We start from the raw sequence: 13068 nt of genomic DNA, 5'->3' as shown, positions 1-13068 counted from the left end.
GGACCAATCTTGTCTAAATCTCGGGAGAATGGCCGCAAAACAGCGGAAATAAAAGAGGTCGCCGAAGAGTAGTTCGGACGGCGACCTAGGTGAGGGAGCGGAGGTCACTCCCTCGTTCTCTCGGGAGGGCTTCTTACTTGGGATAGCCAGCCTTTTTCATTTCGCGCGTCGTCAGCTGCTGTGCACTCTTCAGTGCGGCATCGACGGTGACCTGACCGGCGAGTGCAGCAGAGAATTGCTGACCAACGGCCGTACCGATGCCCTGGAATTCCGGAATGGCGACGAACTGGACGCCGACATAGGGAACGGGCTTGACGGTCGGATGCTTCGGATCAGCCGAATTGATCGAGTCCAGGGTCATCTTCGCGAACGGAGCTGCCTTCTGGTAATCGGCATTGGCATAGAGCGAAGCGCGGGTTCCGGGAGGAGCGTTCAGCCAGCCTTCCTTTTCCGCAACGAGGTTGGTGTAGTCCTTGCTGGTTGCCCATGCGACGAACTTCTCGGCAGCTTCGGCCTTCTTGGTGCTGGCCGGGACGGCGAGGTTCCAGGCCCAGAGCCAGTTGCCGCGCTTGCCGAGACCAGTGTCCGGAGCAAGAGCAAAGCCGACCTGATCGGCGACCTTGGACTGCTTAGGATCGGAAACGAAGGAAGCAGCAACCGTCGCGTCGATCCACATGCCGCACTTGCCGGTCTGGAACAGAGCGAGGTTCTCGTTGAAGCCGTTGGAGGAGGCACCCGGAGGTCCGTCTTCCTTCATCATCTTGACGTAGAAGTCGAGGGTCTTCTTCCACTCGGGCTGATCGAACTGTGCGTTCCACTTTTCGTCGAACCAGCGAGCGCCGAACGAGTTCGACATCGCGGTCAGGAACGCCATGTTTTCGCCCCAGCCGGCCTTGCCGCGAAGGCAGATGCCGTAGACTTCATGGTCCTTGTCGGTGATCTTCTTGGCCGCGTCCGCGATGAAGTCCCAGGTCGGGGCGTCAGGCATCTTCAGCCCGGCCTTGTCGAACAGGTCCTTGCGGTACATGACCATCGAGCTTTCGCCGTAGAACGGAGCTGCATAGAGCTTGCCGTCTTCGGTCAGACCGCTGCGGATGGCCGGAAGAAGGTCGTCCACATCGTAGCTGGCGCCGAGATTGTCGAGCGGCAGCAGCCATCCCTGCTTGGCCCAGATCGGAACTTCATAGGTACCGATCGTGACAATATCATACTGGCCACCCTTGGTCGCGATGTCGGTCGTGACCTTCTGGCGCAGGACGTTTTCTTCGAGGGTTACCCACTGCAGATCGATGTCCGGATTCTTCTTCTTGAAGTCATCCGTCAGCTTCTGCATGCGAACCATGTCACCGTTGTTGACGGTAGCGATGGTCAGCGTCTCTGCAGAGGCCATCCCAGCAAGCATTGTTGCCGAGCAGATGCTCAGCAGAAAAGTCTTCAATTTCATATCTTCCTCCCAGAAGAAAAGAAAATCTGAGCATTCGCTTTGCTCATGGGCAATTACTCACGCATTATTGCAAAAAGTCAATGCACATTCGTTGCTGCGATGCCGAACATGCAACCTAACTATCTGAAAATGAAGAAAATAATTTTTGCTCAGTCTCTGAGCAAAAATTCAGCAGTAGCCTCGTCGGTGATCAAACCGTTGATCTGATGACCTGTCAGGGCCGCCTTGATGGCCGAAAGCTTTCGCTTGCCCTTGGCGATACCGATGACCGAGGAAGTCTCCCGTGACGGTATGGGCGCACTGGCGACCCTATCGTTGATCGGGTCGACGAGGAGCCTCCCCTGCCCGTCGAAGACCCAGCCGCAGATCTCGCCGGCAGCGCCGCGCTTCATCAGCGCCAGCATCTCATCCTTTTCAAGGAAACCATCGAGGCAGAGTGGCGCGTCGATCCCCATTTCGCCAATGCCGACGAAAGTAACATCGGCCTGCGCGCTGATATCGAGCGTCGAGCGCACCAGCGCCTGCGCATGCAGGACTTCGCGGTCCTCGGAAGCGGTCACGAGCACCGGCAGCGGCATTGGATAATGCCGCGCCTTGATCGCATCCGCCATGCTGAAGATGACGTTGTAATAGGCGGCCGAGCCGTCAGGGCCGATATTGCCGGTGAGCGAAACGACGCGGTGCTGCGGACATTCGATGACGGGCAACTGATCCACCGCCGCCTTCAGCGTGCGTCCCGTCCCGATGGCCAGCACGATAGGATCGCTGCGCTTCAGCCAGCGCTCGATCTCCGCCGCTGCCGCTTCAGCGATCCCGACCGTGGTTGAACTGGAGCCGGCATCGCTGGGAACGACTTCGACATGCTTGAGATCATATTTGTCGCGCAGGGCTCGAGCCAGTTCGAGACAGGCCGCGATCGGGTGATCGAGCCGGACCTTGATCAGGCGTTCAGCCACGGCAAGCGACACAAGGCGCTGCGCCGACTGTCGGGAAATCCCCATCGCCGAGGCGATCTCGTCCTGCGTCCGTCCCGCAACATAATAGAGCCAGCCGGCACGTGCCGCATCGTCGAGCCGCCCATGGCTTTCCAACTTCCTCGCCATCATGGTCCTTCTATGCAAAACAGCAGCGGACCCCCGACGTCACCGGGGGAAATGGTGCGATGTTTCACAGACTACTGAATGTCCGGCGGAATGACGCCCTTGGTCAAGGTGAAACAACCATAGAAGCGCCGCTCGCCGGTCTGGATCACGCAATAGGCATTCTTGGCGCGCTCATAGAAGGCGAAACGCTCGACCGGCACCAGCGGCCAATGCTTGCCCTCGGCGCGGTCGATCTCGGCCTGCACTTCCTTGCGAGGCCCGGGAATTTCATCGGGCGCGCCGACGACTTCCATGCAGGCTGCAGCATCGTCGATGAAGCTGTCGAGCGGCATCAGGGAAAGGATGGCGGCGGCGGCCTGCGCGGACGTGACGTTGTCGATGCGCAGCAGCTTGCCAAGCCGTGTCTGGCGGGCGATCGCATCGGCCGGAAAATTCGTATCCACGATGACAAGCATGTCGCCATGTCCCATCGCCTTCAACGCATGAAGCACATCCGCATTGAGCAGCGGTGAAATTCCCTTCAACATGGGCAAACGTCCTCTAATATGTGGCGGCATCGCCATCAGACGTGCCGTTCCTCCTGCCGGACAAAACAAGTAATCGTGGCTTCGATTTCTGTCCATAGCCGCCGTGAACGTTCTCGATCACCGATCGAACACCAGGATTTATCGACCCGTTCAATTATGACACTTCCGTTGCGGCTTATTTCGGCCTTTATTGGATCGCCTATCACCATGGCGCCCCTTCATAAACACACGTCAACCGTGAGGAACGAGTGAGAATCCTGCTCATTGAAGATGACGAAACGCTCGGGAGCGCCGTTCGCGATCATATCGTTGCTGCGACGCATGCGGTGGACTGGGTGAAGCAACTGAATGACGCGGCGGAAGCATCAAGCGCCGTGCACTACGGCCTCATTCTGCTCGACCTGCAACTGCCGGATGGTAGCGGCGTCGAATTTCTCAAAAGCCTGCGCCGCGAATCCAATGAGACCCCAGTCATCATTCTCACCGCCAGGGATCAGATCACCGACCGTATCGAGGGCTTGAACAGCGGCGCCGACGATTATCTCGTGAAGCCCTTCAATCTCGGCGAACTCTCTGCACGTATCATGGCCGTCGCCCGTCGCTATTCGGGCAGCCCGCAGCCGACGATCCGCGTCGGCGACATCGAGATCGACCAACCCCAGCGCCGCCTGACGATTTCAGGCAAGGACGTCATTCTGACAGGCCGAGAATGGGCCGTCCTCGACCTTCTCGTGGTGCGGCCGGGTGCGATCGTGTCGAAGGACCGTATCGAGGAGGCGCTATATTCCTTCGGGTCGGAAATCGAGAGCAATACCGTGGAAGTCTATATCAGCCGGCTGCGCAAGAAGATCGGCAAGGATCGCATCAGCACAGCCCGAGGCGTCGGCTATTATCTGGGTGAGCGATGACCGAGCGCATGAAGCTGAACCGTGTAAGCATTACCCGCCGCCTGATCACGACGCTGACCGGCATGGTGGTGATCTTCTGGCTGATTGCGGTTGGACTGGGCGCCTATGTCATGAACCGCGAGCTAGCGGAAATATTCGACGGCACGCTGCAGGAAACGGCCGAACGCCTGATGCCGCTCGTCCTCGACGACCTGGGGCAGCGCGCTGGCGAGAACGATAAACAGCGCCTCCAGGAAATCCAGCAGGGCTTGAACAGGGAATATCTGACCTACCAGGTTCTCGACGCGACGGGAAAAATCATCCTGCATTCGCAGGAAGCTCCGACCGTCCCCTATGAAGTCCCGCTTAAGATCGGTTTTCACAACACGCCGAAATATCGAATCTACACCGAAACTGCCATGAACGGCACGCTCTTCCTGCATGTCGCCGACGCCTTCCGCAATCGCCGGGAAGCCGTGCGCGAGGGTACCGTCGCCCTGCTCTGGCCGCTGCTCTTGCTCATTCCCGTCAGCATGGCAGCCATCTGGTTCATCGTCAGCCGTTCGCTTGCGCCGATCGACAGATTGCGCAGCGAGATCGGCACCAAGGACAGCGGCAATATGGCTTCCCTGGAAAGCGATACCCTGCCGCGCGAATTGCGGCCGATCGCACGCTCGGTCAACCTTCTGCTCGGCCGCCTGCGTGCGGCGCTGGATGCGGAGCGGGAATTTACCTCGAACAGCGCCCACGAGCTGCGGACACCGATTGCCGGAGCTCTGGCGCAGACGCAGCGGCTCATTGCGGAACTGCCGTCAGGTCCCCTGGTGGAGCGCGCCGGACGCATCGAAACCTCGCTTGCCAATCTTGGCCGGCTCGCCGAAAAGCTGCTTCAGCTCGCCCGAGCAGAGGCGGGGATCGGCACTGCCGAAAAGCCCGTCGATCTGGCTCTGATCATACAGACGGTCATCAGCGACTACGACCGCGACACGGAAACATCAGGGCGCATCCTGAACGAATGCCAGCCTGACGGAACATTGATCCGCAACGTCGACATCGACGCTTTTGCGATCGTGCTGCGAAACCTCATCGAAAACGCGCTGCTGCATGGTCAGGCCGAAGGCGAGGTCATCGTCAAGGCCGAGCAAGGTGCGATCCGCGTCATAAACGGCGGCGAAGCGGTTCCCGCCAACGATCTGGTCGACCTGAAGCGACGGTTCCGGCGCGGCCGGACCAAGGCTGCCGGTTCAGGCCTCGGCCTTGCAATTGTCGACCGCATCATAGGCCAGATGGGCGGGCGCCTCGATCTCATCTCTCCGGTGCCCGGTCAGACCGACGGCTTCGAAGCCAGGATCACGATGCGGTAATATTCGGCAGCCCGGATTATTCTTGCATTGATCGGCAAAGGGTGCGAGCAAGCGCGAAAGGCTCCACGGGCGGATATCATGATCGTTTCTTTTGACATTGGTGGCTCTGCCATCAAGGGCGGCATTGCCCGATCGGACACCGAGATCGTGCCGCTTGCCCGGCGCCCAACCCCGAAAGACGATTTCACGCAGTTTGTCGCAACGCTCCGCGAACTGATCGGCGAAGCTGGCGAAACGCCGGACTGCATTTCATTTTCCATCGCCGGCGTTGTCGATCCCGATACCCAGGCGCTGACCTGCGCCAATATCCCCTGCATCCATGGGCGCCGCCTTGCTGCCGATCTGGAAGCCGAACTCGGATACCCCATATTGATCGCCAACGATGCCGATTGCTTCGCCATGGCCGAGGCCATGTCCGGTGCAGGCCGCGGGCACCGCATCGTCTTCGGCGCCATTCTCGGCACCGGCGTTGGCGGGGGGCTGGTTGCCGATGGGCGGCTGATCAACGCTGCGGGCGGCTTTGCCGGAGAATGGGGTCATGGCCCGATCATCGCCTCATTCGCCGGGACGCCGCCGGTCGCCATTCCGGCCTATCCCTGCGGCTGTGGCCAGAAGGGTTGCGTCGACACGGTCGGCGGTGCGCGCGGCATCGAAAAACTTCATCGCACGCTGGATGATATCGACCTGCGCAGCGAGGAGATTATCGACCTCTGGCGCAAGGGCGATGAAAAAGCCGGGCGCACATTGGATGTCTATATGGACCTCGTGGCCCCGCCGCTGGCGCTCACCGTCAACATCACAGGCGCGACAATCGTTCCTGTTGGCGGCGGCCTGTCGAATGTCGAGCCCCTGCTGGCAAGGCTTGATGCTGAGGTCCGCTCCAGGATCCTGCGAAAATTCGATCGCCCTCTCGTCGTCCAAAGCCAGTGCAAGGTCGAGCCCGGCCTGATCGGCGCGGCACTGCTCGGACTGAAATATGCTGAAGAACGCGACCATGCTGCTTGAAGTCTGTGTCGAAGATATCAAGGGCCTCTTGCAGGCAATCGACGGCGGCGCCGACCGCATCGAGCTCTGCAGCGCGCTCCCCGTTGGTGGATTGACGCCGAGCGCCGGCCTCATGGCGGCTGCGGCTGCCCAGCCGGTCCCTGCCTACGCCATGATCCGCCCGCGAGCCGGCAGTTTCATTTACTCATCCGACGAACTCGACGTGATGAAGGCAGACATCGATGCTGCCCGTTATGCCGGTCTTCCCGGCGTGGTGCTCGGGGCCTCCCTGCCTGACGGGCGGCTGGATGGCGAAACGCTGAAAGCGCTGGTCAAGCAGGCTGAAGGCATGGGCCGGACACTTCACCGGGCCTTCGACCTCGTTCCCGATATCCAGGAAGCCGTCGAACTGGCCGTCAAACTCGGCTTCGAACGCATATTGACGTCAGGTCGGGAAAAGACGGCGCCAGAAGGCGTGGAGACCATTGATCATGCGATCAAGGTTGCAGCAGGACGCATCTCCATCATGCCCGGCTCTGGGGTCAATCTCCAGTCGGTCTCCAAGCTGCTGCCGCGCCTCACAGTGACCGAAATCCACGCATCCTGTTCCGTGGCTGAAGACGAGCAGGACCCAAGGCTGCTTGCGCTGGGGTTCGCTGCGCCGACAAGCCGCCGCACGGATGCCGCCACGGTACGCGCCCTCAAGCAGCGCATCGGATGAGATAGTTCTCAGCCAGTTTCCGAGCATATTCGAACACAATTGCCAGACACGCTTAAAACATGCATGAGTTAGTCAAGAAGCGAGGATCGTGACTGCGTAAGGCTGCCCGTTGGGGCTGCAGAATAAAACGCAGACCTATCGCTTTGAACTGAATTTAAAGTCGTAGAGATTTGCTTCGAAATTTGAGCAAGGCGTAGTTTTCAGTATGTCGATCGCGCCGCCGCGGAAGAAAAGCAGAGCCGTTTTCTGGATCTCGACGATCATTATCGGCACCGCCATTTTGGCGACAGTTCTTCTCGCGAACGACAAACGCAATCTCAGAACTCTTACCCAATACTATCACATAACCTGGTTCGACAGTTGGCTTCACCAGGATGTGCCGGTCGCAGCAAAGCCGGTCGTCGCCGTGAGGACAAAGCCGAGATTGGCGCAGGTGCAGGCACAGATACCCTTGCCGGAACACGCCTTCGATAAGGCACCGTCAACGATGCCGGTCAGTTTCATCAGGACCTGGAAGATTTCTGGCGAAGACCTTTGCGCAAAATTGGCGGATGCCGGCCTGCCCGTCAGCAAATGGAAACAGAGCGGCTTCGATACCGGCACTTTCGAATGCAGCTATGAGGCCCAGAACGGGAAAGGCGATAACGAAGCTTCCTTCTTCATCATCGTGCGCGGTACGGAAACCGGTGAACTTGCCAATGTCCGGCTCAAGGTCATCCTGCCCGACACCGACGGCGGGCGGGCGTTCCGGGACAAATTTGTAAACACGGTCACGACGCTTGTGACGGAAAGCCAATGGCCCGACTTCCAGGCGGCCCTGGAACCTATCGGTAGGCTTGAGAATGTCACGTTGGCCGCATTCGGCGCGAAACTGACCTTCTCGCACGAATTTGAGGATGCCAGGCGCTTCAATTTCGTCCTCGACCTGGAAAGGACGACTGCAGAGCAACGCCGGGCGGGCGATTACTTCGATACGTCGAAATGGCTGCCAGTGCCTCCGCAGGCTGCAAATATCAGGTAAAAATCGCAGAATCCCGCACGATCGAAGAATATCAGCCGCCGGACCGTGTATAGGGCCGAGGTCCGCGTTCCAGAATGTGATGGCGATAGTAAGAGCCGGGCGAATCCGCGTTGATCAGGTTTTTATAAACCTGCTCCGGAATATCAGAATACGGAACGACTCTGCCGCTCTTGAATTCGATTTCCAGACGAGCCAGCGAGGAATCATACCTCACGGCGGAAATCAGCCTTGAATTTACGAGGATCTTTTCCATATCGCACATTCCAATCATTCAAAATAAGCTGGAATCGCTCAGTGGCACTGATCAATATCTCCGCAGTCTAAACTGCGTCATCATTGATCTGAAAGATATCTGTTGCAATGCACAAAACAATAACCAAGACATTAATAGCCGTCAATGCTTTTGTGCGGCGCGACGATTATATACTGTTTTGGAATGATACACTCGATCACGAAAAATTGTGACTTGGTACCTTCACAATGCATTCTTTGAGGCACACTCTGCCCTTCTGCCGAAATTCGCAGCAAATGATCGCAACGCGGCCGCTTTTTGTTGCACTGCACGATCTATAGTGCTGAAATGGTAATGATTGTTGAGCCGGAAATCGCCGGCGGATTTGCGGACAGGGTCCCCCAGTAGCCCTGGACGCGGAAAGCCTATTGCATGACCTCCACAGATGAAGCCTCCGAGGGTAGCCCTACCTTCGTCACTGAACGTGATCCTCGCCTCCGCTATATCATCCCAGCCGTCGTCGCGGTCGGCTTCCTGATGGAACAGCTGGACTCCACGATCATTATCACGGCAGTCCCCGACATCGCCAAGAGCCTCGCCACCACGCCGGTGCGGATGAACCTTGCTGTCACGACCTATATCCTCACGCTTGCCATGTTCATTCCGGTCAGCGGCTGGTTTGCCGATCGTTTCGGTGCGAGGCGTATTTTCACGCTGTCGCTGTTTCTCTTCACCCTCGGCTCGATCCTCTGTGGCATGGCCACAAGCTTTCCGATGCTGATTGCCACGCGCGCCCTCCAAGGCTTCGGGGGCGCCATGATGACACCGGTCGGCCGGCTGATTCTGATCCGCAGCTTCCCGCGCAGCCAGCTGGTGACTGCCATGACCTATATGACGCTGCCTGCAATCATCGGGCCTGTCATCGGACCCGTTCTCGGTGGCTTCCTGACCACCTATCTGTCCTGGCGCTGGATCTTCTGGGTCAACCTGCCCTTCGGCATCATCGGCATGGTCGCCGCCCTGCGCTACGTCGAGGACACCGACCGCGACAGCAGCCTCAAGTTCGATTTTCCTGGCTTCGTGATGGTCGGCCTCGGCTGTGTCCTGCTGCAATACGGCATCGAAAATGTCGGCCGCCCGACAATTCCAGTCCCGGCCATCGCAGCCGTTCTTATCGCAGCCTTCCTTCTGCTCGCCGGCTTCGTGCAGTATGCAAAGACCGCTGAATCCCCGGCCGTCGATCTCACGCTCTTTCGCCTGCGGACCTTCCGGGTGGGAACGCTCGCCGGCGGCATCTGTCGCGTCGGCCTGAACGGCGTGCCCTTCCTTCTGCCGCTGATGCTGCAGGTTGGCTTCGGCCTGAGCCCGATCATATCCGGCACACTGACCTTCGTAAGCGCCCTTAGCGCGCTTGCCGTGCGTCCGGTCTCGGCTCGATTGCTTCGCCTCTATGGCTTCGACCGCGTATTGACGTGGAGTGCCGTGTTCGGCTCTGCCATCGTTGCCGGCTTTGCCCTGATGGGCCCTGATACGCCACGCTGGTTTATCATGGCCTATGTCTTCGTCTTCGGCATTGCCCGCGCGGCACAGTTCATGACCTCGAACACGCTGTCCTATTCGGACACGCCAGCGGCCCAGCTTAGCCGCGCGACCAGCCTCGGCGGCGTTCTGCAGCAGCTAAGCGTCAGCTTCGGCATATCGATCGCTGCCATGCTGCTCGGGCTTGTAACGCTGGATGGATCGCAGCTCACGCCGGAGAAATTCCATCTCGCCTTCCTGCTGATGGCGATTATTCCATTGCTAGGATTGCCCGGTTTTCTGCGCCTTCGCCCGGAGGACGGAAGACAGGTCAGCGGCCATGTACGCCGTGGCGCGGAGGCTCCCGGGGAATAGCGGTGCGGCAGCATCGAGTGACGCAATTCCGGACGCAAAACCGTGTGACACTTTTGCTAGAATTGCTCTAGGCTGCCGCCACGACTGCCTCGCGCGGATGGATCAGATGATCCTTCAGCAACGCTCCGGACTGATCGACCTCCTGCAGCAGGACGTCATAGCTCCATAGATCCGCCAGATGCTGCATGACGCGCTTCGTATCGGTTTCGTCAAGCAAGCTGCCGTTCATGACCGTATGCTTGAGAATGAGGCGACGATCGCCGGCGAGATCGACATCGACGATCTCGATGTGCGGATCGATCCAGCCGATATCATACTGACGCGACAATTCCCGCCGGATGCGGCGATAACCGCGTTCATCATGGATCGCTGCAACCAGAATCCCCTCTTCCTCTTCCGGATCGTCGGTCAGATGGAACATGCGCATGCGCCGCATGAGATTGGGGCTTAGGAACTGTGCGACGAAGCTCTCGTCGCGATAGTTCGCCCAGAGATCGCGAAGCACGGCCATCGCATCGCCCGTGCCGGCGATTTCGGGGAACCATGCACGATCCTCCTCTTCCGGCTTGGTGACGATGCGCTCGATGTCCTGCATCATGGCAAAGCCGAGCGCATAGGGATTGAGGCCGGAATAGCGCTGGTCGTCGAAGGACGGTTGGAAGACCACATTGGTATGGGACTTCAGGAACTCCAGGAAGTCGCCGTCGCTGATACCGCCACGCTCATGGAGCCGCGTCATGATCGAATAGTGGACGTAGGTCGCCGTCCCCTCGTTCATCACCTTCGTCTGGCCCTGCGGATAGAAATACTGCGCCACATGCCGGACGATGCGAAGGATCTCCCGCTGCCATGGCTTGAGCCTCGGCGCCATCTTTTCAAGGAAATAGAGAAGGTTTTCCTGCGGCAGACCGGCAACGAACTGCCGCTTTGCCAGGCTGAGGTCCGGCGCACTTTTCCCCGGCTTGGTCGGCACGGTTCGCCAGAGATCGTTGAAGATCTTCTCATCATGCGCCCGCCGTTCCTGCTGGCGAAGCTCTTCCTGCCTGAGGTCAAGCTTCTTGCGGCCCGCATAGCGATGGACACCATGCGACATCAGCGCGTGAGCGGCATCCAGGGTTCGCTCTACCGCGGCATGCCCGTAACGCTCCTCGCAATGGGAGATATAGCCCTTGGCGAAGTTAAGATATTCGAGGATGCCGTCGGCATCGGTCCACAGCTTGAAAAGGTAGTTGTTCTTGAAGAAATGATTGTGGCCGAAGGCAGCGTGCGCGATGACCAGCGCCTGCATCGTCGCCGTGTTCTCCTCCATCAGGTAGGAGATGCAGGGCGAACTGTTGATGACGATCTCGTAGGCAAGACCCCTCAGGCCCTTGCGATAGAAAGCCTCGTGATGGGCGAAATGCTTGCCGAAGGACCAGTGCTTGTAGAAGAGCGGCATGCCGATCGAGGAATAGACGTCCAGCATCTGCTCAGCGGTGATGATCTCGATCTGATTGGGATAGCAATCAAGACCAAGTTCTCCGATAGCGATCTTCTCGCAAGCATCGTGAATCCGCTGGATCGTCGAGAAATCCCAATCAGCCCCCTCATAGAGCCGCTTCATCTTTTTTGTCATCACCCAACCTTCCCTTCCGCCGGGCGGCGCTGGAAGAGCTCGTGGAAAACAGGATAGATCTGGCTGCGATCCGTGACCTTCCGCATCGACAGAAGCGGCCATTCGCGCTGGATACGCTCATAAAGCGACCAGAGTGCCGAGCCTGACACGATGGGTGAACTGCGGGACTCGCCGACTTCGAGATAGGCGAAATACTGGCAGGCGGGCAGGATGAAGTCGGTGAGCAACGTGGCCGTCGCCGCATTGTCCGAATAGGCGTTGTCACCGTCGGAGGCCTGTGCCGCATAAATGTTCCAGTCGGACGGCGGATAGCGATCGATCACGATCCGCCGCATGGCCTCCATCGCGCTCGATACCTGCGTGCCGCCCGTTGCAGGACTGCGGAAGAAGGTTTCCTCATCCACTTCCTCGGCCGTATCCGTATGGCGAATGAAGACGATCTCCACCCGGCGGTATTGCCGCGTGAGGAAAATGTAGAGCAGCATGTAGAAGCGCTTGGCGAGATCCTTCATATGCTCCGACATCGAACCTGAAACGTCCATCAGGCAGAACATGACTGCCTGCGCCACCGGCTTCGGCTCGTTCTCGAAACGACGGTAGCGGATATCGATCGGATCGATATAGGGAATACGCCGGACTTTGGATTCCAGCAGCTTGATCTCTTCCTCCAGCGCCCGCCGGCGCTCCTCGTCGGTGCATTCCGCCAGCTCAGCAACGAGTTCGGCAACCGTCTCCGGCTTCGGCCGCTTCAGCGCCACGCGTCGCATCATGGCAAGCCGCATCGTACGGGTAACCGCAAGGTTTGCCGGAGACCCGGATACCGAATAGCCGGCACGAACGGGATTGACCTGATCGGTGGTTGCCAGACGCCGCTTGGCGAGATCCGGAAGCTCCAGATCATCCAGGAACATGTCGAGGAATTCCTCGCGGGTCAGAACGAAACGGAAGGCATCCTCGCCAGAGCCCTGGCCGGCCTCACGAGGCCTCCCGCCACGGCTTTCCGGCCGCGGCAGGATATCACCCTCGATAAAGGTCTTGTTGCCTGGCAGGATATGCTCCTGCTTTCCCCCAGCGCCCCGATGCAGCCGGGGCTCCTCCGTCCCATCGATGGGAATGCTGACCTCACCGCCGTTCAGGATGTCCTGAATGTCGCGATTTTGTGAAGACTCATAGACCGCTTTCTGCACCAGCGCCTTGGCTCTCCGCAGAAAACGCTGGCGATTCTCCAGACTCTTGCCGCCTGGGTTCAGGCGCCGGTCGACAATATGCATTCCCGC

General features: G+C 59.0%; 12 protein-coding genes. 6 read left to right on the top strand and 6 right to left on the bottom strand.

What is annotated here, in order from left to right; translation table 11 throughout:
* Nucleotides 1-133: 133 nt before the first annotated feature.
* From EV561_RS24140 to EV561_RS24130, 3 genes are all read right to left on the bottom strand, one after another.
* Nucleotides 134-1444, bottom strand: coding sequence for a sugar ABC transporter substrate-binding protein (locus EV561_RS24140; protein WP_132525222.1), 1311 nt, complete (start codon nucleotides 1442-1444; stop codon nucleotides 134-136).
* Between the two features lie 149 nt (nucleotides 1445-1593).
* The gene (locus EV561_RS24135) at nucleotides 1594-2547 is read right to left on the bottom strand and encodes a sugar-binding transcriptional regulator (RefSeq protein WP_132525220.1); all 954 of its coding nucleotides are present in this window, start codon (nucleotides 2545-2547) and stop codon (nucleotides 1594-1596) included.
* A 71-nt stretch (nucleotides 2548-2618) separates the two neighbouring features.
* Nucleotides 2619-3074: an RbsD/FucU family protein gene (locus EV561_RS24130; RefSeq protein WP_132525218.1), complete on the bottom strand. Its 456-nt coding sequence runs from the start codon at nucleotides 3072-3074 to the stop codon at nucleotides 2619-2621.
* A gap of 248 nt (nucleotides 3075-3322) precedes the next feature.
* On the opposite strand from EV561_RS24130, the gene EV561_RS24125 reads away from it, so the two are divergent.
* The 5 genes from EV561_RS24125 to EV561_RS24105 all read left to right on the top strand — a co-directional run bounded on the left by EV561_RS24125 (nucleotide 3323) and on the right by EV561_RS24105 (nucleotide 8051).
* Entirely contained in the window at nucleotides 3323-3982 is a 660-nt protein-coding gene (locus EV561_RS24125) for a response regulator (protein WP_132525216.1), read from the top strand.
* Nucleotides 3979-5325, top strand: coding sequence for a HAMP domain-containing sensor histidine kinase (locus EV561_RS24120; RefSeq protein WP_245512878.1), 1347 nt, complete (start codon nucleotides 3979-3981; stop codon nucleotides 5323-5325). Before EV561_RS24125 ends, EV561_RS24120 begins: the two co-directional genes overlap by 4 nt.
* Before the next feature lie 78 nt (nucleotides 5326-5403).
* Nucleotides 5404-6330, top strand: a complete 927-nt coding sequence (locus EV561_RS24115; protein ID WP_132525214.1) for an ROK family protein — start codon at nucleotides 5404-5406, stop codon at nucleotides 6328-6330.
* Nucleotides 6302-7030 (top strand): copper homeostasis protein CutC, encoded by a 729-nt coding sequence (locus tag EV561_RS24110; RefSeq protein ID WP_245512876.1) that lies wholly within the window; start codon nucleotides 6302-6304, stop codon nucleotides 7028-7030. The genes EV561_RS24115 and EV561_RS24110 overlap by 29 nt, the downstream gene beginning before the upstream one ends.
* Before the next feature lie 205 nt (nucleotides 7031-7235).
* Nucleotides 7236-8051 (top strand): DUF6030 family protein, encoded by an 816-nt coding sequence (locus EV561_RS24105; protein ID WP_132525212.1) that lies wholly within the window; start codon nucleotides 7236-7238, stop codon nucleotides 8049-8051.
* A 31-nt stretch (nucleotides 8052-8082) separates the two neighbouring features.
* On the opposite strand, the gene EV561_RS24100 is transcribed toward EV561_RS24105, so the two are convergent.
* The gene (locus tag EV561_RS24100) at nucleotides 8083-8304 is read right to left on the bottom strand and encodes a KTSC domain-containing protein (RefSeq protein WP_132525210.1); all 222 of its coding nucleotides are present in this window, start codon (nucleotides 8302-8304) and stop codon (nucleotides 8083-8085) included.
* Nucleotides 8305-8715: 411 nt separating this feature from the next.
* Between EV561_RS24100 and EV561_RS24095 the strand changes: the two genes are divergently transcribed.
* Complete coding sequence (locus EV561_RS24095; RefSeq protein ID WP_132525208.1) at nucleotides 8716-10176, top strand: DHA2 family efflux MFS transporter permease subunit; 1461 nt, start codon at nucleotides 8716-8718, stop codon at nucleotides 10174-10176.
* A 67-nt stretch (nucleotides 10177-10243) separates the two neighbouring features.
* On the opposite strand, the gene EV561_RS24090 is transcribed toward EV561_RS24095, so the two are convergent.
* Nucleotides 10244-11791: a SpoVR family protein gene (locus tag EV561_RS24090; RefSeq protein ID WP_132525206.1), complete on the bottom strand. Its 1548-nt coding sequence runs from the start codon at nucleotides 11789-11791 to the stop codon at nucleotides 10244-10246.
* A complete protein-coding gene (locus EV561_RS24085) occupies nucleotides 11791-13062 on the bottom strand; it encodes a YeaH/YhbH family protein (protein ID WP_132525204.1) in 1272 nt (423 codons plus the stop codon). The genes EV561_RS24090 and EV561_RS24085 overlap by 1 nt, the downstream gene beginning before the upstream one ends.
* Nucleotides 13063-13068 lie beyond the last annotated feature (6 nt).

This window comes from Rhizobium sp. BK376 (assembly GCF_004341625.1).
Lineage (GTDB): Bacteria > Pseudomonadota > Alphaproteobacteria > Rhizobiales > Rhizobiaceae > Rhizobium.
The sequence above is the reverse complement of the archived record's forward strand: the minus strand, read 5'-3'. Positions and strand labels throughout refer to the sequence as shown.

What these genes read in the sequence shown, in the direction of transcription:
- EV561_RS24110 (WP_245512876.1), top strand. Translation starts at nt 6,302, where the DNA reads ATGCTGAAGAACGCGACCATGCTGCTTGAAGTCTGTGTCGAAGATATC.
- EV561_RS24135 (WP_132525220.1), bottom strand. Translation starts at nt 2,547, where the DNA reads ATGGCGAGGAAGTTGGAAAGCCATGGGCGGCTCGACGATGCGGCACGT.
- EV561_RS24090 (WP_132525206.1), bottom strand. Translation starts at nt 11,791, where the DNA reads ATGACAAAAAAGATGAAGCGGCTCTATGAGGGGGCTGATTGGGATTTC.
- EV561_RS24130 (WP_132525218.1), bottom strand. Translation starts at nt 3,074, where the DNA reads ATGTTGAAGGGAATTTCACCGCTGCTCAATGCGGATGTGCTTCATGCG.
- EV561_RS24100 (WP_132525210.1), bottom strand. Translation starts at nt 8,304, where the DNA reads ATGGAAAAGATCCTCGTAAATTCAAGGCTGATTTCCGCCGTGAGGTAT.
- EV561_RS24085 (WP_132525204.1), bottom strand. Translation starts at nt 13,062, where the DNA reads ATGCATATTGTCGACCGGCGCCTGAACCCAGGCGGCAAGAGTCTGGAG.
- EV561_RS24095 (WP_132525208.1), top strand. Translation starts at nt 8,716, where the DNA reads ATGACCTCCACAGATGAAGCCTCCGAGGGTAGCCCTACCTTCGTCACT.
- EV561_RS24140 (WP_132525222.1), bottom strand. Translation starts at nt 1,444, where the DNA reads ATGAAATTGAAGACTTTTCTGCTGAGCATCTGCTCGGCAACAATGCTT.
- EV561_RS24115 (WP_132525214.1), top strand. Translation starts at nt 5,404, where the DNA reads ATGATCGTTTCTTTTGACATTGGTGGCTCTGCCATCAAGGGCGGCATT.
- EV561_RS24105 (WP_132525212.1), top strand. Translation starts at nt 7,236, where the DNA reads ATGTCGATCGCGCCGCCGCGGAAGAAAAGCAGAGCCGTTTTCTGGATC.
- EV561_RS24120 (WP_245512878.1), top strand. Translation starts at nt 3,979, where the DNA reads ATGACCGAGCGCATGAAGCTGAACCGTGTAAGCATTACCCGCCGCCTG.